This window comes from Pseudomonas sp. NPDC087626 (genome assembly GCF_044743405.1).
Lineage (GTDB): Bacteria > Pseudomonadota > Gammaproteobacteria > Pseudomonadales > Pseudomonadaceae > Aquipseudomonas.
In genome coordinates, this window is sequence record NZ_JBIUWJ010000006.1 from 140468 (window position 1) to 160588 (window position 20121).

Below are 20121 nucleotides of genomic sequence, written 5' to 3' on the forward strand. Positions count from 1 at the left end.
GCCGAGCACGCTCAGAGGACCTTGACCGCCCGGCCGATGAACTGGATGGGCCCGGTGGGTTTACCGGTCGGCGAGCCACCGGGGTTTTCCAGGGTCAGTTCGAACAACTGGTCGGGGGTCAGAGGAGGCAGTTGGTCCAGGGGCACCTGCAGGCGTTGCCCGGGCTTGACCAGGCCCAGGGACACCGGCGCCTGCCAACCCTCGGCCTTGGTCCAGAACTGCAGGGCCTTGTCGGCAGGCACCTGGGCCACGCCCAATGGAATCAGTTGCATCTCCCGGGAATCGCTTGCCTGGATGACCCAGCCTGGGGCCTGACTCTGTGGGGCCACCAGCACCACCAGGTAGGAGGTCACCGGCTGGGGCGTGGTCCGCGTCAGCAGCACGCTACCCAGCACCAGGGTCGCGGCAAGGCCGGCGCCGGCGAGGCCGCGCCACAGTGCCAGACGGTCCCACCAGGTCGGCGCTGTTGTCGGGGCAGGCGCAGTTGCCTCAGGTCGATCAAGAGCGTCGAGGCTACGTTCGATGCGGCCCCATAGGCGTGTGCCAGGCGGGTGGGGTGGGGCCAGGTCGGTCAACTCCAGCAAGCGCCGCTCCCAACTGGCGACCGCCAGGCGCAGGTCCGCGTCCACGGCCAGGCGTTGCTCAACCTCGCGCCGTTGTTCGGCCGCCAAGGTGCCCAGCACGTATTCACCTGCCAGTTGGTCATTGTCGTCGGGGCTCGTGTTCATCCCATGCACTCGCGTAATGCCGCCAGGCTGCGTTTGATCCAGGCTTTGACGGTGCCCAGGGGCGTGCCCAGTTTTTCGGCAATCTGCCCATGGGAGTAACCATCGACATAGGCATGCAACAGGCAATCGCGGCGGGCCGGCTGCAGTTGCTCAAGGCAGTCATAGATCCGTCCCGAATGCCCGTGCAGGTCGAAGCCCGGCGAGGCGTCTTCGTGGTTTTGGTCGATGGGCACCAGCCTGGCGCTGTTACGCATGAAGTTAAGGGCCAGATGCCGGGTGACACTGAAAATCCAGCCGCGCGCGGTCCCCAGTGCCGGATCGAAACTGGCGGCTTTGGTCCAGATCCGGATAAACGCGTCGTGCACGATGTCTTCGGCCAGGGCGGTGTCCCCGGCAATGCGCCGGGCCACCCCCAACAGGCGGGCGCTCTCCTGCGTGTACAGGTCGCGCAGGGCCTGGCGGTCGCCTTGCGCGCACGCTGTCAGGCACGCTTCATAATCAAAACCGGGCTCGGGCAAGGACAATGGATCCGCCATCGACAAGGTGAAACCGCCCCAGCCCTGAGGCTGGGGTGCCATTGCAGCAGGTTAGACGAGTTTCCCTGCGGCGGGTGTTTTTGCCCCGCGCTGTTAGTTGGCCGCCCAGAACAGGTAGTCGGCCTGATAGCTCACGACCTCACGCTGCCCCTTGTTGGCGGCGGTGCAGGCGAGGCTGGGCGCGACACCGCCGCGAGTGGCCACGCGCTGGATGTAGCTGACGCCGGTCATGGCACCTTTGCCTTGTGCCGGGTTGGCCTTGACCAGTTGATAGGGCAGGTTGCCGCTGGACGAGGGCGCGACCGCCAGTTGGGTACCGGTGATGGTCGAACCATCCTTGGCCTGCCAGGTGGCGGGCGGGCCAAAGTAGCTGCCCAGCATTTGCCCGTCGCGACCATTGAGCGTGGCTTTGGGGCCGACAAAAAACCACTCGGTCTGGCCGGGCGCGTTGGCTTTGTCGCGGCACTCGTAGGTGATTTCGCCAACCCCCACGCTTTCCAGCACCAACTTGTGTCCCGACGGCACTTTGATCGGGTCCGGCAGATTCGTTTGCGCGTGGGCGAGCGACAGCGCGCTCATCAGGCAAGTCGCGGATATCGCAGTACCGAGGTGGCAGAGCAATTGTCTGGTGTTCATTGAGGTCTCTCCAGCAGGTTGAACAGCTCGGCAGCGCAGGGGCTGCTACCTGTACTACCCGCCAGGCAGGGTTTTGGATGCAGGCGCCGGAAAAAATAAATGACCGCCTGATTAAACAGCCTGAAACAACTTGTTGCAGGCCTCAGGACGCCGTTTCGTCGAGGCGGTGCAGCGCTCTGGCGCCGGGTTTATGCCCCATATCGCGGGGCCACGGCGCGGTAGCCTTTGTCCTACGTTTGTTTAATCGCGGCGCCGACGGGGAATATCACGGCACATCCTGTGCATCCCTTGGTACCATCGGGCATATCTATATGAAGATTTAATGTCTGGAAGCATATTTTTGTGAACATCATTCGTCACTGGTTGCAGCACCCGCGCGCGCGCCTGATTGCCCTGATGGGCCTGGTCCTGGTGGCGCCCCTGTGCCTGCGAGCGGCCATGGGCTGGTCGGACCCGTTGGGTTATCTGTCGGACCTGGGCATCGGCAGCCTGCTGGTGCTGCTGTTGCATCGCCGTCCCTGGTGGTTGGCGCTGCCGGTGTTGCTGGTCTGGGGCCTGTTTACCGTGGCCACGGCCGAGTTGGTCAGCGCAGTCGGCCGCTTGCCCAATGCAGCCGACCTTAACTACCTGATCGATCCGCAGTTTCTCGACAAATCCACCAGCGGCAGTTTTGCCCAGCCGTGGCTGGCCGCCAGCCTGATGTCGGGGCTGCTGGTGTGGCTGCTCTGCCAATGGGCAGGTCGCGGCCAACCCGCGACGCGCCTGCCGCGCAGCGCCTGGGCCGCCCCGGCGTTGCTGCTGGTCGCGCACTGGGGTGCCCAGTACCTGCACCCGACGGAGGCTGATCAATGGCAGCTGTTCAACCTGCCGCACCAGCTGCTGGCAGCCGGCGTCGGCGAGGTGCAGATGCGCGCCGAAGAATGGCTGGAAGGGGATGTGGTCGATGTGCCGCCGCAGATGGCCGGCCTCACTCAATTGGACCTGGACGGGCAGCAACTGCTGGGTGCGCCGGGTCGTGCGCGCAATGTGCTGATCATCACCCTTGAGGGCATACCCGGGGCGTATGTCGGGGTCAATCGCCAGGCCTTGCACAGCAGCTATCAGGAAAACCTGATGCCCAACCTCAGCCGCTGGGCCGAGCGCGGCATGAACACCCCGGACTATGTGCTGCACAGTCACCAGACCATCCGTGGCCTGTACGCGATGCTGTGCGGTGACTACGACAAGCTCGACAACGGCACGCCCAAGGGCGTGGAGATGCTTACCCAGACCGAACGCAACCAGGCCTGCCTGCCGGCCCAACTGCGCCAGCACGGCTTCGCCACCCATTACCTGCAGGGTGCCGGCCTGCGCTTCATGGCCAAGGACAAGATCATGCCGCACATCGGCTTTGATGCGACCCATGGCCTGGAGTGGTTCAGCAACAGCAACTACCTGGAATTCCCCTGGGGCAAGGACGACAAGGCCTTCTTCGAAGGCGCGCTGGATTACGTCGGCCAACTGAAGAAACAGAAACAGCCATGGATGCTGACCCTGCTGACTGTGGGCACGCACCAGCCGTACTCGGCACCGGAGGAGTACCTGCAGCGCTATGACACGGCCAAACAGGCCGCCGTCGGTTATCTGGACGACGCCCTTGGGCAATTCCTCGATGGTCTGGAACGCCAGGGCATTCTCAAGGACACCCTGGTGGTGATCACTTCCGACGAATCCCACGGCATCGATGGCGTGCGCCTGGCCTCGTCCTGGGGCTTCAACCTGACACTGGCCCCCGAGCAGGAACAACTGCCCCGGGTCAAGCAAGGGGTCTATGGGCACGTCGACCTGAGTACCTCGATCCTCGACTATTTCTCCTTGCCGGTGCCGCCGAGCCTGAGTGGCCGCTCGTTGTTTCGCGACTATGCCAGCGGCCGTGAAATCATGTCCTACACCAACGGCAAGCTGCGTTATCACGACGGCCAGGGCACCCTCACCGAGTGCGATTTCCAGCAGCGCTGCCGCTATTACAACAGCGCGGGGTTCATTGCCGACCGCGCGACCTTCGCCGGCCAGTACGGCGGCCTGCGGGCCCGTCAGATCAGCGCCCGCGCCGAGGCCCTGGACCGCACACTGCTGCGCACCCCGCTGAACCAGCGCTACCAGTTCGGCAGCCCGGCGATCATCCCGCTGCAGGCACAGATCAAGGACGACTGGGCCGATAACCTGATCGGCGCGCAGTACCTGGAAATGCCCAAGGGCTCCCAGACCCGCGTGCGCCTGACAGTGCGCTCGCTGGACCCGCAAGAGAAGGTCTACATCCTGCTCAAGGCCAAGGAGCTGGAACAGGACGTGCCGCTGGGCCTGCCGCAAGAAATGCTGGTGACCGGCGATCAACCGCTGGAAATGAACTTCAGCTTCGACAACCCCGAGTCACGCAAGGCCTTTTCCTTCCATCTGCTGGGGTACGGGGTGGGCGCGGTCGAGGTCAGTGATTTCACGGTGATCACCGAAGATCCGGGGCAACCGGAATCGTTGGACGATATTCCGGACGAGGCGATTGTGCATTCGAGCTGAAGCCTGCAGCTCGCCCCGGGTTGTCGCGCAGGCACTTCAACTCCCGGACATCCTTGGTGACGGTGGTCTGGGCGCGGTGGGATTGGGATCAGGCAAGCAGGCCGGCGTTCTTCAGCAGTGGGTAGAGGCCTTCGGGTACCAGGGGCGACGTGGCGGTGAAAGCCGAGCTGTCTTGCCAGGTGACCTGAAAGGCCATGCCGTCGCTTTCGTGACCGTCGAGGTAGGGCATTTGGTACAGGTGCTGATCGCGAAATTGTCCATCGTAGACCTGGACGATTTCATGCCCCGGGATGTTGTTGTACGTGAACAGGCTTTCCAGCGTGCCGACCAGGCGCAGGTTGTCGATCGCCAGGTCGAGCTCTTCCTGGACTTCACGCTCGATCGCCTGGGCACTGGTTTCACCGAACTCGATACCACCGCCGACTGGCCGGAACAGGCTCTGTCCGGTGACGGGGTCGACGAAGCGATGGACCAGGATTTTTCCCTGGTGATGGAACACACAAAGCGCGAGCGCGCGGATACGGGGCGTTGTCATGAGCTGAAGTCCTTTTGCAGGTGATGCGCGAGATAGCACCAGGTCCCAGGGCATGATAACGCGGCGACCGGGCTTGAAACCATGGGCCAATAGCGTGAGTCCGGGTATGCGTGGCGTTCTCCAGACCATCGCGAGCAAGCCGTATACGGAACCTGTGGGCACCTAATATCACTGTAGGAGCGGGTGCCCGCTTGCGGCTTGCTCGCGATGGTCGTCAACGATGACGCGCCGAGCCTGATCCACCGCGGTGCTCTTGCGTCCATCGCGAGCAGGCTCGCTCCCACATTAGTGGTTTTGTGGTGCCCGCAGATTTTGCATATACCCATCAAACCTGTGGGAGCGAGCTTGCTCCGGGCGGCGTTCCGACGATGGCGGTGGGTCAGGCAGCAATGATGTTGAATGTGTCGGCCTCATCGCGAGCAAGCTCGCTCCCACAGGGATTTTGGGACCTGTGGGCACCACAAAACCACTGTAGGAGCGAGCCTGCTCGCGATGGTCGTCAACGATGACGCGCAAAGCCTGATTCACCGCGGCGCTCTTGCGTCCTTCGCGAGCAAGCTCGTTGCCGGCACCGCTGCCTGGTCCGTCAAGCGTGGTGCGTCATGCTCAGTACTGGGCGCGCAGGGTCAGCGTGAGGTTGCGCGGGTCGCCGTAGAAGTTGGTGCCCCAGGATGCATCCACTCGGTCGTAGTACTTGCGATCGAACAGGTTGTTGGCGGTCAGGGTCGTCGACAGGTTGTCGTTGATCTTGTAGCCGACCTGCGCCGTGGTGATGCCATAGCCGCTCTGTTCGAAACGCACTTCACGCTGGAAGTACGTCTTGCTGACGACTCGTACACCACCACCGACGTTGAAATCCTTGAGCGGGCCGTCGGTGAACTGGTACTTGGTCCACAGATTGAAGTTGTGTTTGGGGGTGATGGTGCTGAAGGTCTTGCCTTCGTTGCCGTCATCGGCCTCCAGGGTCTTGGTGGTGGTGAAGGCGTAGCCGGTGACCAGGCTCCAGTTGTCGCTCAGGTTGCCGCTCAACTCGGTTTCCCAACCCTGGCTGCGGGCTTTGCCCTGGGCCTCGTAGGCCGCTGTGAGGTTGTCGTATTCGGCGCGGTTTTCGTCATAGATGCGGAACACTGCCACGCTGGCATTCAGGCGCCCGTCGTAGAACTCGCGCTTGAGGCCCACTTCATACTGCTTGCCCTTGCGTGGGCCGATGGGCGAGCTGTCGCTGCCGATCTCGCTTTGCGGCTTGAACACCCCGGTGTAGCTGGCGTAGGCCGACAGCTCGGGAGTCAGCTTGGCGATGAGCGCACCGTAGGGCACCACCTTGCGGTTGATGCTGGTGTGGGCGCTGCTGAAATTGTTGAAAAACGCGTTGGCATTTTGCGCGTCGCTTTCGTACCAGCTCACGCGGCTGCCGCCGACCACGTCGAGCCAGTCGCTGACGTTGAGCTTGGCGCGGGTATAAAAGCCGTACTGATCGGATTTGGACCAGTTGCCATTGTTGCGCTCGTAATCCTGCTTGGGGATGTCGATGCTGCCCGGATCGAACACGTTGATCGGGAAGTAGTCGCCGCCGCCGTAGGTGAAGTCCTTGTCCAGGTGCTGGTACTCGCCGCCCACGGTGAACTCATGGCTGCGCTCGAACGCTTCGAACGGGGTGGTGACGAAGCTGTCCACGCCAATGGTCTTGATGTGGGTGTAGTAGTTGTAGGCCACGGCCCAGCTGTCACCGGTGGCCGGGTCGACGGCGCCATCGGCCCAGGTGAAGTTGCGCTTGGGGGGTTCGGCGTCACGGTAGGTCAGGGTGGTCTTGAACTGGCCGCCGTTGTCCAGGGCGTGGTCGACTTCGGCGAAGCTCTCCCAGACTTTTTCGTTCAGTTCGTTCCACTTGGCATCGACGAAAGTCGAGCGTGGCACGTCGAGCAAGCGCCCGTCGGCGTAGGCCGGCAAACCGAATGCCGGGGTGGAGTGGTTCTGCTGGTAGGCACCGCCAACCGACAGGGTGGTGGACGGGTCGAGGTCGAACTCCAGGCGGCCATAGACCATCGGCCGTTCGTTCTGGGCATAGTCGACGAAGGACTGGTTGTTCTCGTAGGCAGTGATGAAACGGCCGCGCACGCTGCCCTGTTCGTTCAGCGGGCCGGTGACGTCCACCGAGGAACGGTAGTGATCATAGGAGCCTGCGCCCAGTTCGCCACCCAGGGCAAACCGGCCCAGGGCGCGCTTGCGCACCACGTTGATGGTGCCGCCGGGCTCACCGGCCCCCTGGTACAGGCCCGATGGACCACGCAGCACCTCGACTCGGTCGTACATCGCCAGGTCGAAGCTGGTGGCCATGTCGCCCTGGCCGGTGGGTTGGGAGACTCCGTCGACCTGCACCTGGTCGACGAGGAAGCCGCGCATGTACACGTCGTTGAGGCTGGAACCTGAGTTGTAGGTCTTGATGGTGGCCCCGGTGACCTGGCGCATGGCGTCCTGCAGGCTGTTCATGTTCTGGTCGTCCATGCGCTGGCGCGTGACCACCGACACCGACTGCGGGATGTCCTTGAGCTTGATGTTGCCCTTGCCGATGCTCACCTCACTGGTGGTGTAGGAGTGGGTGTCTTCGGTGGTGACGCCCAGGCCCTGGCCGGTAATCGCGGTCGGCGCGAGTTGCAGGGCATCGCCGTTCGCCGAGCGCACCAGGGTGAAGCTGGTATCGGCGCGCTGCTGCAGGTCCAGGCCACTGCCGTACAACAGGTGGCTGAGGGCTTCCAGTGGTGAGTAGTTGCCGTTCAGGCCGGGGCTTTGCAGGCCATCGGTGAGACTGGGGTCGAACGACAGGGCGATGTGACTGGCGGCGGCGAAGCGCGACAAGGTCTGCCCCAGGGTGCCGGCGGGAATCTGGTAGCTGCGCGCCTGGGTGTTGGCCAATGGCTGTGGCTCGGCAGCCCAGGCCTGGACGCAGGTGCCACTGAGCAGCAGACTGAACAGCGCATGGCAGGCCGTGCGGCGAAACGGCGGGGTGGATCCTTGGGGGCGGACAACGGACATTGAGAGGTGATCCTGTGGGCAAGGGAGAAGGTGGATTCTTCCCTTGCCAGCCGAGCGCGAAAAAAGTGCCAGGGTTGGGTGAAAATATTTTCCGCGGCTACGCCTGGGCAATCGTCACCCAGTAACCGCCCAGGCGTGAGGTCACCCGCACCGGGTAGGTTTGGCTCAGCATGCTCAGGGCGCGACGGCTGTCGTCCAGGGGGAACGCGCCGGAGATCCGCACCTGGGCCACGGCCGGATCGCAGCGCAGTACTCCAGGGCGATAGCGCGCCAGTTCGGCGGCGAAGTCGCCCAGGCGCATGCGGTCGGCTACCAGCATGCCTTGGGTCCAGGCGGTGCGAGAGCTGTCGGTGGCGCGCATGGCACCGATCGCTGAGGCCGAGAATGCGGTCTGTTGACCGGCCAGCACGATGGTCGGGGTTGCCTGGGGCTGTTGGTTCAGCTCGATTCGCACCCGCCCGTCGAGCACGGCCAGGCGCGTGATGCCGGTTTCTTCGCGCACGTTGAAGAGCGTGCCCAAAGCTTCCAGGCGACCCTGCTCGGTGCTGACCCGCAACGGTCGGGCAGGCACCTGGAGATCGGGTGCGGTCTGCACCAGGATTTCACCTTTGCGAACCCGGATCAGGCGCTGCAGCGGGTCGAAATTCACATCGATCGAAGTATCGGTATTGAGGGTCACCCGGGTGCCGTCGGCGAGGGTCAGGTGCCGACGTTCACCAATCGGCGAGTGGTAGTCGGCGCTCCAGCCCTGGCGTTGGTCCAGTTGCCAGCCCAGCCAGGAGGCCGGCGCCAGCGCCAACAGTGCGGCCAGGCGCGCGAGCTGTGTCCGGCGCTGGGGATTGGCCGGGCGGTCGAGCGCCGACAGGGCCAGGTCCGCGGGTAGGCCGCCGAGGGTGCCGAGCAGGGATTCGGCGCGTCGCCAGGCCCGCTCGCACTCGACGTTGCTGGTGCGCCATTGCTGCCATTGCGCGAGTTCCTGGGCGCTGAGGTTGCCTTCCCCCAGGCGCATCAGCCATTCGGCGGCCTGTTCCAGGACGGCCGGGTTAATGCTTGTCGGGCTGCTCATTCGGGCATCAACGTCAGGCATTGCAGGAACGCCTGTTTGATGTAGCGCTTGACCGTGGTCAGCGACACGTCGAGTTGTTGGGCAATGTCTTCGTACTTCACGGCGCTGATCTGGGCGAGCAGGAAGGCGCGCTTCACCAGCGGCGGCAAGGTGTTGAGCAGGGCATCGACCTCATGCAGGGTTTCCAGGATCAGGTAGCGCAGTTCGGGTGAGGGCGCCTGGGACTCTGGCAGTTGGGCCAGTGCCGAAAGGTAGGCGCGTTCCAGTGCCTGGCGTTGGTACCAGTTGATCAGGATGCCCTTGGCTACGCAGGTCAGGTAGGCCCTGGGTTCGACCAGGTCTGGCACTGACTTGGCGGCCAGGATGCGGATGAAGGTGTCGTGCATCAGGTCTGCGGCCTCTACCCGGTTTCCCAGTTTTCGCTGCAGCCAGGCGTATAGCCAGCCTTGATGGCCCACGTACAGGGCTTCGACGTGCTGCTGGTGAGTGGCGGTTGGAGAGTCGCTCATCGCGTTGGTGTTTTTTGTTAGTGAGAATTATTAGCAATAGTAACGGGGCGGGAATGTCTACGGCAAGAGCGGTGCGATGGTGGGTGAGTGGTACGGGCGGGCGAGGCGGCCTACCGGCCGGCCTGCTTTCCCGCACTGGAATATCCCTTGTGGGAGAGGGCCGGGCGGCGCTCCGTTTGCCCGCGATGGCGGTCTCGCCGCGTTTCGCTGACTCACCCAGCCAACTCCCGTTCCTCCAACGCCAACTGCTTGCCGTGCACGCGGTTGACCCACCAGCCGAATCCTGCGGCGGTGAAGAACATGATGAAGCTGTAGATGGCGGCCGGGATGGCCATGGTGGAGTTGTTCAGCAGGCTCGGGCTGAGTGCCAGGGCGATGGCCAGGGTGCCGTTGTGGATGCCGATTTCCATGCCGATGGCCACCGCCTGGCGCTGGGGTAGGCGGAGTAGGCGGGGGACGCCGTAGCCGATGGCCAGGCTGAGCAGGTTGAACAGCAGGGCGGCCAGGCCCACGACCGGCGCGTAGTCGACCACGGTCTGCCAGTCCTTGATGAAGGCGATGGTCACCGTGCCCACGAGGAATAGGGCGGAGACGATTTTCATCGGTTTTTCCATGCGGTTGGCAAAGCGTGGCCAGTAGCGCCGCACCAGCATGCCCAGGCCGACCGGCAACAGGACAATCGCGAACACCTGCAGCACCTTGGCAAATTGCAGGGGGATGGCCTGATCGGCGGACATGAAATACAGCAGCGACAGGTTCACCAGCAACGGCATGCTGAGGATCGCGATCATCGAGTTGACCGCCGTCAGCGTCACGTTCAACGCGACGTCGCCGTGGGCCAGGTGGCTGTAGAGGTTGGCAGTGGTGCCGCCGGGGGAGGCGGCCAGCAGCATCAGGCCGACGGCCAGTGCCGGCTCCAGGCGAAAACCCTGGACGATCAGGAAGCACAGGAACGGCAACACCAACAACTGGCAGACCAGGCCGATCAGCACAGGCTTGGGGTATTTCACCACGCGGGTGAAGTCGGCCAGGGTCAGTGACAACCCCAGGCCCAGCATGATGATGCCCAGTGCAATGGGCAGGAACGCGGTCAACAGGGGTGTGGCGGTCATGGGCGGTCGGCTCGAGGGTAAGGAGGCTCACCAAGGTGTAGCACGCAGTCTGGAAATGCACAGGTCGCCAGTTGTTACAAAATCCCCATTGACGGCTGGCCCCCGCCACGACTGGTTCGTCCGCCGGCAATTGCGTAACATTCAGCGCCTTTTCCCGCAATCCTCCACGGCCGGCTGCCCCGGTCGCCATTTTCAGGTAAGCCATGAAACCTCAACGTCTGCGCGCCGATGTCCTGGCCGGACTCACCACGTCTTTCGCCCTGTTGCCCGAGTGCATCGCCTTCGCCCTGGTGGCCCACCTCAATCCGTTGATGGGGCTCTACGGCGCCTTCATCATTTGCACCCTGACCGCGCTGTTCGGCGGCCGCCCGGGCATGGTCTCCGGTGCGGCCGGTTCGATGGCGGTGGTGATTGTCGCGCTGGTGGTCCAGCACGGCGTGCAGTACTTGCTCGCCACCGTGCTGCTGGGCGGGCTGATCATGCTTGCGTTCGGCCTGTTGCGCCTGGGCAAGCTGGTGCGCATGGTGCCGCATTCGGTGATGCTGGGGTTCGTCAACGGCCTGGCGATTATCATTGCCCTGGCGCAACTGGAGCATTTCAAGAGCGGGGAAGCCTGGCTCAGCGGGACGCCGCTGTACCTGATGCTTGGCCTCGTGGCCGCGACCATGGCGATTGTCTACCTGATGCCACGCCTGACCCGGGCGGTGCCGCCGGCCCTGGTGGCGATTCTCGGTGTCGGTGCGGCGGTCTACCTGCTGGGCCTGCCGACCCGTACCCTCGGGGACATGGCGCACATTGCCGGCGGCTTGCCGGTGTTGGCATTCCCCGACTTGCCCTGGACCCTCGAGACCCTGCGCATCATTGCTCCCTACGCGGTGTTGATGGCGCTGGTGGGGCTGCTGGAAACCCTGCTGACCCTGAACCTGACCGATGAGATCACCGAGAGCCGTGGTTACCCGGACCGTGAGTGTGTGGCGCTGGGCGCGGCCAATATGGTGTCTGGGGTGTTCGGGGGCATGGGCGGCTGCGCGATGATTGGCCAGACTGTGATCAACCTCAGCTCCGGTGGGCGCGGGCGGCTCAGCGGCGTGGTGGCCGGGGTGATGATCCTGCTGTTCGTGCTGTTCCTGTCACCGCTGATCGAGCGTATTCCCCTGGCGGCTTTGGTCGGGGTGATGTTCGTGGTCTCGCAGCAGACCTTCGCCTGGGCCTCCCTGCGGGTGCTGAACAAGGTGCCGCTGAACGATGTGTTGGTGATTGTCGCGGTGACCCTGGTCACGGTTTTCACTGACCTGGCCACTGCGGTGTTGTGCGGGATTATCATTGCCGCGCTCAACTTTGCCTGGCAGCAAGCTCGCCAGCTGTATGCCGACAGCCATCTGGAACCCGACGGCAGCAAACTCTACCGGGTGCATGGCACGCTGTTCTTCGCCTCGACCACGCCGTTTCTCAACCAGTTCGACAGTGCCGGCGACCCACCCCAGGTGACTCTCGACTGCCGGCACCTGAGCTTCGTCGACTACTCGGCCATCGCCGCCCTGGACACCTTGCGCGAGCGCTACGCCAAGGCCGGCAAGCACCTGCGCGTGCTGCACCTGTCCGAGCGCTGCAAGAAACTGCTCAAGCGCGCCCGAGTGGCTCACGACTGAGAGGCAGGCTCGGGTCGTAGCGTTCGTTCTCGATCGCGTTGATGGTGTCCCCGGTGTCCTTGACTCTCCCCCCAGGGGCAGAGTCTATGCTGGCCGCCACAACAGGGAACAACGAGGCGCTATGAGTCAGTCATGTCTGGTCACCGGGGCCAACGGGCACCTGGGCAATACCCTGGTCCGGGCCTTGCTCGGGCAGGGCTATCGGGTCCGGGCCGGGGTTCGCGATATCGACAACCGCGCGGCGTTCCAGGGCCTGGATTGCGAACTGGTGTACGTCGAACTGCTCGACGAAGAGACGTTGTTCCAGGCGCTACAGGGCGTCGAGCTGTTGTTCCAGGTGGCGGCGGTGTTCAAGCACTGGGCCCGCGATCCCCAGGCCGAGATTGTCCAGCCGAATGTCGAGGGCACTCGCCGGGTCTTGCACGCAGCGAAGCGCGCCGGGGTCAAGCGGGTGGTCTACGTCAGCTCCGTGGCGGCTATCGGTCACAACGGGCAGGCGCTGGATGAGCAGCAGTGGAACGTCGAGCCGGACAACGCCTACTACCGCTCGAAGATCCTCGCCGAGCAAGTTGCCTGGGACACGGCGCGAGCCCTGGACCTGTGGATGGTCGCGGTCTTGCCTTCGGCCATGATCGGCCCGAACGCGACGCGCCTGACTGACACCATGGGGTTCATCGAGTCGGTCAGGCAGCGCAAACTGCCGCTGGACCCGGGCTTTCATTTCAATTTTGTCGATGTGCGGGACGTGGCCGCGGGCATGATCCTGGCCGCGCAGAAGGGCCAGCCTGGGCAGCGTTATATTCTGGCCAACGAACATTGCTCGTCCCTGGCGCAGATCATCGACGCGGCCAACGCGGTCGCTCCGGGCTATCGGCTGCCCGCGCCGGCGCCGCGCTGGCTATTGCTGGCGCTGGCATGGATTGAGGAGGCGCGGGCGCGGCTGACCGGGCGGCCGGCGCAGCTGTTGCAAAGTCAGGTGCGGATGTTCCATCAAGTGCGCCAGCAATACTGCATCGACAAGGCCAGGCAGCAACTGGGTTATGCCCCGCGCACGCCCGAGGCCGCGCTGCAATCAGCCTTCAGCTACCTGGGTAACCGCGCGTCGTCGAGCTGATACCAGCAGGCCTTCGCCTCGAGGCAACTGTGGCTTTGCTTGGCGGGTTGGAACGGGGTGTCCAGGGTCGCGACGGCAATCGAGATCCAGTCCGGGAACGCGCCCCGGGCATTCGACCAGAACAGCGATGAACCGCAGTGCCCGCAGAACTGGCGGGTGACCCCGGGGGAGGATTCGTAGGCCTTGAGCAGCGACGCCTCGGCCGTGATCGCCAGCGCCGACCTGGGCGCACTGGCATAGGTGGCGAATGCCGCGCCATGGGCTTTCTGGCATTTGCGGCAATGGCAATGGGTGAAGGCCTTGAGTGGGCTGCTGAGCTGGTAGCTGACGGCGCCGCACAGGCAACTGCCGCGGTGTGACTGATCCATGTCCCGAGGTTCCTGCATAGTCGTCGAATGGCTCACAGGATGACATCCAGGCCCCAGCCCGCCAAGCCGCACCCCAGCACCACCTTCCACGGCGCGACCTTGGCGAACATCAGCGCCAGCAGTGCCACCAGGGCCAGGACAAAGTCTGCCGGGGTGAGGATGGCGCTGGTCCAGACTGGCTGATACAGCGCTGCCAGCAGCAGGCCGACCACCGCGGCGTTGATCCCGAGCATTGCCGCCTGCATGCGCAGGTTGCGCCGCAGCCGCTCCCAGAACGGCAGTGCGCCGACCACCAGCAGGAACGACGGCGCGAAGATCGCCAGCAGTCCCAGCAGGCCACCGAGCCAACCCGACTGTGGGCCCTGCATCGACGCACCGAGAAAGGCCGCGAAGGTGAACAGCGGCCCAGGTACCGCCTGCGTCGCGCCATAGCCGGCGAGGAAAGTCTGATTGCTGACCCAGCCGTTGGGCACCACTTCGGCCTGCAGCAACGGCAGCATCACGTGGCCGCCGCCGAACACCAGCGAGCCGGTGCGGTAGAAGGCATCGAGCATGCTCAGGGTCGGGCTCGCCAGCAGTTGGGCGAGGATCGGCAGGCCCACCAGCAGCACCGCAAACAGCACCAGCCAAAACAGCCCGGCGCGCGGGCTGACGGTGATCGGCAACGGCTCGTGCTCGAGGGTGGGTGCCGGCTTGAACAGCAACAGCCCGGCACAACCGGCCGTGGCAATCACCCCGACCTGGGCCCAGGCAGTTGGCAGCATCAGCACCAGACAAGCGGCGCAGATCATCAGCAGGATGCGCGGCAAGTCCGGGCACAACCAACGCGCCATGCCCCAGACCGCCTGGGCGACTACCGCCACCGCCAGCACTTTCAAGCCATGCACAATGCCGCCGGGCAACACGTCGCCGTAGTCGTGCAGGCCGAGGGCGAACAGGATCAACACCAGGGCCGAGGGCAGGGTGAAGCCGCACCAGGCGGCAAGCGCGCCACGGTAGCCGGCCCGTGACAGGCCCAGGGCGATGCCGACCTGGCTGCTGGCCGGGCCGGGCAGGAATTGGCAGAGCGTGACCAGCTCGGCGTAGCTGCGCTCACTCAACCAGCGCCGACGCACCACGAACTCCTGGCGAAAGTAGCCCAGATGGGCAATCGGGCCGCCGAAGGAAGTCAGGCCCAGGCGCAGGAACACCCAGAACACCTGCCAGGGACTGCGGTCTGCGTTCAGGGATGGGGGCATTCGGGGCTCTGCGCAAAAGACGGGGACAGGCGCCGAGCATAACAATGCCCGGTTGCGCTTTCGATAGCCTGCGGCGTTTCAAGCTCCACAGAACAACTGGCGGATCAGGTTGGGGGTGCTGCCGGTCCAGCGCTTGAACGAGCGCCGAAAGTTCGCCGGGTCGTTGAAGTTCAAGTAGGCCGCCACTTCCTCGTTGTTCATACCCTTGACCTGGTACAGGTAGAGCGCCACATGTTTGCGCACCAGGTCGACCTGCTGCTGAAAGCCGGTGTCGTGCTTGTGCAACTTGCGCTTGAGGGTGGCCGGGCTCATGGCGAAGGCGTGAGCCGCCTGCTCCAGGCTCGGCGCCTGGCGGACTTGGCTTTGCAGGTAACGGTACAGGCAGGCGAGAAAACTGCTGGCATGGCCCAACTGGTCCAACTGCTGCTGGGCTTCCTGGCGTGCGACCTGGCCGGCCGTGGCGGAGGCGCCGGGCCAGGCTTGCGTCAGGTACTGGCGGGGAATGCGCATCATGTCCAGCGGGCGCTGGAACTGGGTTTGCTCGCCCAGGTGCACCCAGTACTGTTCGACATAACGGGGCTCGTCGTAGCTTAAACTGCATTGCCAGGGCAGGCGCTGGCCACTGAGCCATTGGCTCATGGCGACCAGCGAGGTCATGCTCGCTTCCAGTAGGAAGCGCCACTGCTCGCCCGCGCCGCAGCTGTCGAGCCAGTAGAAGTAGGCGTACTGCTCATCCAGCACCAGTTGCGGGGTGACCAAGGGACTGAGCAGCGCCTGCTGCTGGACCAGGGTGTCGAGAGCCTGGTGCAGGTTCTGCGCGTGGCGCAGGGCATGGCTGGCGGCACCGTAATGCCCCGGCAACAGACGCTGGCCAAACAGGAAGCTGCTGTCGTCGGCGTCGAGCAGCCGCTTGCTGTTGCCAATCAAGGCGAAGAACTGCTGGGGACTGAGGCGGGTCTGGCCGGCCAGGATGTCCTCATGGAACAGCCCGGTGCCGCGCAACAGGCGATGGCTGTCGATATCCCGCGAGAGGGCCAGGTCGATCAGGGTCGCCGGCTGGTAGTGCCCGGGAATGAAGCGACTGTCGTTTTCGTACCACAGGGTTTTGCAGGTCATGTGCGCGCCTCAGGCCGTCTTGGCCAGCGGCTGCTTGGCCCGGGCCAGCGCCAGGTTCAGGCGTTTGAGCAACTGCTCGGGGGATTCGTCCATGGCCATCACCACCGCGGTGCTTGCCGACAGGTGCAAGCGTTCGCCGTGCTGGCGGGTTTTGTGGGCCAGGCCGTGCACCGCCTGTTGCAGCTCCAGTGCCAGTAACCGCGCCTGGCTTTCGCCGGTGTTGGCCAGCACCACCACAAAACGATCGCCGGCCAGGCGGCAGAGCAGGTCCTGGCGCCGCAGGTTGAGCAGCAGCAAGTGACTCACCGCCTGCAGCACGGCGTCGCCTTCAGCGTGACCACAGGCCTGGTTGATGGCGGCGAAGTTGTCCAGGTCCAGGGCCAGCAGCGACAGCGGTTGCTGCTGCTCCAGGCTTTCCGCGAGGCTGCTGGCCAGTTGGCGCTTGAGATAGTCGGCACCGCCCAAGGGTGTGAGCTTGTCGAACAGCCGGTGTTCGCGAAACAGCCGCTCGCGTTTTTCCATCTGCGCGCTGATCGCCAGTTGTTCGCGGTGCCAGTGGTAGATGCCAAGAGTCAGCAGGAGCATGCCCACCGGCATCGGCCCGGACTCCAGCCAGTGATCCCAGGTGATGCTGTCGGGCAGGCGGATAAACTCGTCGAGGCTGTCGATCCACCAGGAGAAAAAGATGCAGCCCAGGCCCAGCGCCAGGTAATTGGTGACCCGCCCGGCGGGCCGACTTTTCAGCACCAGGCCCAGCCAGACCAGGGCCAGCAGGGCCGAGCCGCCTTCACCGACGATATCCAGCCAGACCCATTCGCCGACGCTTTTCAACTCGCCGCAGGCCAGATGCAGGAGCAGCCCCAGGTTGGCGGCCAACAGCAGCAGGAGCAGTTTCCAGCGGTGGGGTTTGAGTACCGAGAACATGGCCGTGATCCTTTGGCGAACGAGCAGTGCGCGCCAGCACAGCAGATGTCTGTGACAGTTGGGTGACAGGGCAGGGAGGTCGAATCAGCTCAGCTTGGGACACGCGATTTTTGCGCCACCCAGCGCGTGGTGCCTGGAAAATCGCCATCGCGAGCAAGCGGAGCGCCGCCCGGCCTCTCCCACAGTAAATCTGGTTGCCTGCAAATCTTGCGTACGGCCACTAAACCTGTGGGAGCGAGCTTGCTCGCGATGCTCTCAAGTCAGAGCAAAATGCTGATCGGCCCCCTCGTATCAGAGGTCAAATCAGCTCACTGTCCCAGGAAAACCGCGCTAAACCCCCTGTTTACCGGGCCATCTGGCAGTGGCTGTCACAGAACCGTCATTCCCCACCCCTAGCGTGCCCTCCCAGTTGCCGGGCGTCTTGCCTGGCGTTATCGGACTCTTGGGGGGGACCACCATGTACCAGCGCAGCAGCCACCCGCGCAGCGGCACCGCCGGGCTTGTCAGTTTCACGCTGACCGCCCTGGCCCTGGCGATAGCCAGCGACCGCTTGCACGCCGCCGAAACCGCCGGCCAGACCGAGCACATCGAAGTGGTCGGCCAGGCTGCCAGTATCGATCAGGCGCTCAAGGAACAGCGCCGCTCCGACAGCATCAAGAGCGTGGTGCATGCCGACGGCGTGGCGCAATTGCCGGACGAGAACGTGGCCGAGGCGGTGCAACGCCTGCCGGGGATCAGCGTCGAACGCGACCAGGGCGAAGGCCGGTTTGTCAGCGTGCGGGGCCTGGGACCGGACCTCAACAGCGTGACCATCAACGGCACCCTGGTGCCCTCGCCGGAAAGCGAGCGCCGCGCCGTAGCCCTCGATGTATTGCCGGCGGAGCTGGTGCAATCGCTCTCGGTGATCAAGACCCTGACCCCGGACATGGATGCCAACTCCCTCGGTGGCACCGTGGATGTGCAGAGCCTGTCGGCCTTCGATCATCAGGGCCTGTTCTATACCGGCAGCAGCGAGGCCAGCTATGACCAGAACAGCCATCAGACCAGCCCGAAATTTTCCGGGGCGATCAGCGACCGCTTCAGCCTCGGCGATGGCATCGACAACTTCGGCGTGGCCGCGGCGCTGAGCTGGCAGAAGCGTGACTTCGCTTCGGACAACGTCGAGACCGGCGGCGCCTGGGACTTCGAGCGGGGCGCACGGCTCGAGGAGTTCGAGCAGCGTGACTACGACATCAGCCGGGAGCGCAGCGGCGGCGGCCTGAACTTCGATTACAAGCCCGACGACCTGAGCAGCTATTACCTGCGCACCCTCTACAGCCGCTACAAGGACAGCGAGACGCGCAACTCCACCAGCATCGAGTTCGCCGAGCCCCAGGCCGCCGGTGAACTGGGGGACGCCGATGGCAAGCGCAAGCTCAAGCAGCGCGAGGAAACCCAGGAAATCCAATCCTACGTGCTGGGTGGCGAGCGCCTGCTGGGCCTGTGGACCCTCAGCGGCCAGGCCGGTTACAGCCGCTCCAGCGAAGACAGCCCGGGGCACATCGCCAATGCCGCCTTCAGCGGCGCCGAGGACTTTGCCGGCAGTGGTTTCTACGACAGCGAAAAGCCGCGGCTGATCATCGGCCAGGACTTCTACAACCCCGACAACTTCAGCCTCGACAAGGTCGACTGGGAACAGCAGAAAACCACCGACACCGAGAAAAACCTGCGCCTGGACCTGGCCCGTGACTATGACCTCAGCGGGTATGCGTCGCAGGTCAAGTTCGGCGGCAAGGTCAGCCGGCGCAACAAAGACAACGACCTCGACGCCTGGGTCTATGAGGACTTCGACGACCTGGGGTTCAGTGATGAACAGCTCAACCTCAGCCAGTTCCAGAAGGGCAAGGTGCACTACCGTCTCGGCGAGTTCGGTCCGGGCATCAGTGGCAGCGCGATCAAGGACCTGATCGGCGGCCTCGACCGGGCGGACTTCTATGACGAGACCGAGTCACGGGTCAACGACTTCAAGATGAGCGAGGACATCAACGCCGGCTACCTGATGAACACCCTGGACATCGACGATTGGCGCTTCATTGCCGGCATGCGCTACGAAGGCACCGAGTTCGCGGCCAAGGGCACCGGGGTCAACGACGGCGAGTTCGAGGCCAGCGACAGCAAGAGCAGCTACCACCACTGGTTGCCCGGCCTACACGCGCGCTACCAACTGGACAAGAACACCCAGGTGCGCGCGGCCTGGACCAAGTCCGTGGTGCGGCCGACCTTCGGTCAACTGGCGCCGGGGTTTGTCATCGACGATGACGAGGCAACCTTTGGCAACCCCAACCTCAAGCCCCTGGAGTCGAGCAACCTGGACCTGGGCATCGAGCACTACATGGGCCGTGCCGGCACGGTCTCGGCGTTCGTGTTCTACAAGGACATCCAGAACTTCGTCTACAACACCGACGTCGCCGGCAGCGGTGCCTGGGTCGATTTCTCCGAGGCCCACACCTTCACCAACGGTGACAGCGCCAAGCTCTACGGGCTGGAACTGGCCTACTCGCAGAAATACGACTGGTTGCCCGCCCCCTGGAACGGCCTGCTGCTGGGCGCCAACGCCACTTTCAGCCGTTCTGACGCGCAGATTGAAGGCTTCGACGCCGCCAGCGGCAGCAACCGCAAGCGCAGCATCGACCTGCCGAGCCAGTCGGACACCGTCGGCAACCTGATGCTCGGCTGGGAAGACGACAAGCTCAGCCTGCGCCTGTCGGCCAACTACAAGTCCGATTACCTCTATGAGCTGGCCGCGATCAACGACAAGGCCCACGACCTGCACGTGGATGCCCAGACCTTCGTTGACTTCAGTGCGCGTTACTCGCTGACCAAGAACCTGCAGGTCAACTTCGAGGCGCAGAACCTCACGGACGAGTCGTACTACGTCTACACCGGCCACGGCGCCTACAACGCCCAATACGAAGAGTACGGCCCGACCTTCAAGCTCGGCCTGACCTTTACCCATTTTTGATTCCCT

General features: G+C 64.1%; 16 protein-coding genes. 4 read left to right on the forward strand and 12 right to left on the reverse strand.

The genetic code is table 11. From position 1 onward, the window contains the following. Positions 1 to 11 precede the first annotated feature (11 nt). The 3 genes from ACIOVD_RS07535 to ACIOVD_RS07545 all read right to left on the reverse strand — a co-directional run bounded on the left by ACIOVD_RS07535 (position 12) and on the right by ACIOVD_RS07545 (position 1900). Positions 12 to 728 (reverse strand): anti-sigma factor domain-containing protein, encoded by a 717-nt coding sequence (locus tag ACIOVD_RS07535; protein ID WP_401126946.1) that lies wholly within the window; start codon positions 726 to 728, stop codon positions 12 to 14. Then, a complete protein-coding gene (locus ACIOVD_RS07540) occupies positions 725 to 1264 on the reverse strand; it encodes a sigma-70 family RNA polymerase sigma factor (RefSeq protein WP_401127008.1) in 540 nt (179 codons plus the stop codon). The genes ACIOVD_RS07535 and ACIOVD_RS07540 overlap by 4 nt, the downstream gene beginning before the upstream one ends. Before the next feature lie 93 nt (positions 1265 to 1357). Beyond that, positions 1358 to 1900 carry a DUF3455 domain-containing protein gene (locus ACIOVD_RS07545; protein WP_401126948.1) on the reverse strand — a complete coding sequence of 181 codons (543 nt, stop codon included), beginning with the start codon at positions 1898 to 1900 and terminating at the stop codon, positions 1358 to 1360. Positions 1901 to 2296: 396 nt separating this feature from the next. Here ACIOVD_RS07545 and ACIOVD_RS07550 point away from each other — a divergent pair, with 396 nt between their 5' ends. After that, positions 2297 to 4453: an LTA synthase family protein gene (locus tag ACIOVD_RS07550; protein WP_401127010.1), complete on the forward strand. Its 2157-nt coding sequence runs from the start codon at positions 2297 to 2299 to the stop codon at positions 4451 to 4453. Between the two features lie 88 nt (positions 4454 to 4541). Here ACIOVD_RS07550 and ACIOVD_RS07555 read toward each other — a convergent pair whose 3' ends face one another. From ACIOVD_RS07555 to ACIOVD_RS07575, 5 genes are all read right to left on the reverse strand, one after another. Next, complete coding sequence (locus tag ACIOVD_RS07555; protein WP_095169886.1) at positions 4542 to 4988, reverse strand: NUDIX hydrolase; 447 nt, start codon at positions 4986 to 4988, stop codon at positions 4542 to 4544. Between the two features lie 606 nt (positions 4989 to 5594). Continuing rightward, positions 5595 to 8018, reverse strand: coding sequence for a TonB-dependent siderophore receptor (locus ACIOVD_RS07560; protein ID WP_401126950.1), 2424 nt, complete (start codon positions 8016 to 8018; stop codon positions 5595 to 5597). 97 nt (positions 8019 to 8115) lie between these two features. Beyond that, entirely contained in the window at positions 8116 to 9084 is a 969-nt protein-coding gene (locus ACIOVD_RS07565) for a FecR domain-containing protein (RefSeq protein ID WP_401126952.1), read from the reverse strand. Next, positions 9081 to 9593: a sigma-70 family RNA polymerase sigma factor gene (locus ACIOVD_RS07570; RefSeq protein ID WP_095169889.1), complete on the reverse strand. Its 513-nt coding sequence runs from the start codon at positions 9591 to 9593 to the stop codon at positions 9081 to 9083. Before ACIOVD_RS07570 ends, ACIOVD_RS07565 begins: the two co-directional genes overlap by 4 nt. A gap of 212 nt (positions 9594 to 9805) precedes the next feature. Further along, positions 9806 to 10705, reverse strand: a complete 900-nt coding sequence (locus ACIOVD_RS07575) for a bile acid:sodium symporter family protein (protein ID WP_095169890.1) — start codon at positions 10703 to 10705, stop codon at positions 9806 to 9808. A 203-nt stretch (positions 10706 to 10908) separates the two neighbouring features. Here ACIOVD_RS07575 and ACIOVD_RS07580 point away from each other — a divergent pair, with 203 nt between their 5' ends. Together ACIOVD_RS07580 and ACIOVD_RS07585 are read left to right on the forward strand one after the other, a co-directional pair. After that, a complete protein-coding gene (locus tag ACIOVD_RS07580) occupies positions 10909 to 12354 on the forward strand; it encodes a SulP family inorganic anion transporter (RefSeq protein ID WP_095169891.1) in 1446 nt (481 codons plus the stop codon). 121 nt (positions 12355 to 12475) lie between these two features. Further along, positions 12476 to 13468: an NAD-dependent epimerase/dehydratase family protein gene (locus ACIOVD_RS07585; protein ID WP_401126955.1), complete on the forward strand. Its 993-nt coding sequence runs from the start codon at positions 12476 to 12478 to the stop codon at positions 13466 to 13468. Here ACIOVD_RS07585 and ACIOVD_RS07590 read toward each other — a convergent pair. From ACIOVD_RS07590 to ACIOVD_RS07605, 4 genes are all read right to left on the reverse strand, one after another. Next, entirely contained in the window at positions 13438 to 13836 is a 399-nt protein-coding gene (locus ACIOVD_RS07590; protein WP_401126957.1) for a GFA family protein, read from the reverse strand. The two genes, ACIOVD_RS07585 and ACIOVD_RS07590, sit on opposite strands and share 31 nt — an antisense overlap. 32 nt (positions 13837 to 13868) lie before the next feature. Beyond that, a complete protein-coding gene (gene chrA / locus ACIOVD_RS07595; RefSeq protein WP_401126959.1) occupies positions 13869 to 15074 on the reverse strand; it encodes a chromate efflux transporter in 1206 nt (401 codons plus the stop codon). Positions 15075 to 15152: 78 nt separating this feature from the next. Then, positions 15153 to 16190: an AraC family transcriptional regulator gene (locus ACIOVD_RS07600; protein ID WP_095169895.1), complete on the reverse strand. Its 1038-nt coding sequence runs from the start codon at positions 16188 to 16190 to the stop codon at positions 15153 to 15155. Positions 16191 to 16199: 9 nt separating this feature from the next. Continuing rightward, complete coding sequence (locus tag ACIOVD_RS07605; RefSeq protein ID WP_401126961.1) at positions 16200 to 17114, reverse strand: GGDEF domain-containing protein; 915 nt, start codon at positions 17112 to 17114, stop codon at positions 16200 to 16202. A 457-nt stretch (positions 17115 to 17571) separates the two neighbouring features. On the opposite strand from ACIOVD_RS07605, the gene ACIOVD_RS07610 reads away from it, so the two are divergent. Continuing rightward, the gene (locus ACIOVD_RS07610; protein ID WP_320332451.1) at positions 17572 to 20115 is read left to right on the forward strand and encodes a TonB-dependent receptor; all 2544 of its coding nucleotides are present in this window, start codon (positions 17572 to 17574) and stop codon (positions 20113 to 20115) included. Positions 20116 to 20121: the final 6 nt, after the last annotated feature.

Coding starts and splice junctions, on each gene's coding strand:
- ACIOVD_RS07535 (WP_401126946.1), bottom strand. CDS start 728: ATGAACACGAGCCCCGACGACAATGACCAACTGGCAGGTGAATACGTG.
- ACIOVD_RS07540 (WP_401127008.1), bottom strand. CDS start 1,264: ATGGCGGATCCATTGTCCTTGCCCGAGCCCGGTTTTGATTATGAAGCG.
- ACIOVD_RS07545 (WP_401126948.1), bottom strand. CDS start 1,900: ATGAACACCAGACAATTGCTCTGCCACCTCGGTACTGCGATATCCGCG.
- ACIOVD_RS07550 (WP_401127010.1), top strand. CDS start 2,297: ATGGGCCTGGTCCTGGTGGCGCCCCTGTGCCTGCGAGCGGCCATGGGC.
- ACIOVD_RS07555 (WP_095169886.1), bottom strand. CDS start 4,988: ATGACAACGCCCCGTATCCGCGCGCTCGCGCTTTGTGTGTTCCATCAC.
- ACIOVD_RS07560 (WP_401126950.1), bottom strand. CDS start 8,018: ATGTCCGTTGTCCGCCCCCAAGGATCCACCCCGCCGTTTCGCCGCACG.
- ACIOVD_RS07565 (WP_401126952.1), bottom strand. CDS start 9,084: ATGAGCAGCCCGACAAGCATTAACCCGGCCGTCCTGGAACAGGCCGCC.
- ACIOVD_RS07570 (WP_095169889.1), bottom strand. CDS start 9,593: ATGAGCGACTCTCCAACCGCCACTCACCAGCAGCACGTCGAAGCCCTG.
- ACIOVD_RS07575 (WP_095169890.1), bottom strand. CDS start 10,705: ATGACCGCCACACCCCTGTTGACCGCGTTCCTGCCCATTGCACTGGGC.
- ACIOVD_RS07580 (WP_095169891.1), top strand. CDS start 10,909: ATGAAACCTCAACGTCTGCGCGCCGATGTCCTGGCCGGACTCACCACG.
- ACIOVD_RS07585 (WP_401126955.1), top strand. CDS start 12,476: ATGAGTCAGTCATGTCTGGTCACCGGGGCCAACGGGCACCTGGGCAAT.
- ACIOVD_RS07590 (WP_401126957.1), bottom strand. CDS start 13,836: ATGGATCAGTCACACCGCGGCAGTTGCCTGTGCGGCGCCGTCAGCTAC.
- chrA (WP_401126959.1), bottom strand. CDS start 15,074: ATGCCCCCATCCCTGAACGCAGACCGCAGTCCCTGGCAGGTGTTCTGG.
- ACIOVD_RS07600 (WP_095169895.1), bottom strand. CDS start 16,190: ATGACCTGCAAAACCCTGTGGTACGAAAACGACAGTCGCTTCATTCCC.
- ACIOVD_RS07605 (WP_401126961.1), bottom strand. CDS start 17,114: ATGTTCTCGGTACTCAAACCCCACCGCTGGAAACTGCTCCTGCTGCTG.
- ACIOVD_RS07610 (WP_320332451.1), top strand. CDS start 17,572: ATGTACCAGCGCAGCAGCCACCCGCGCAGCGGCACCGCCGGGCTTGTC.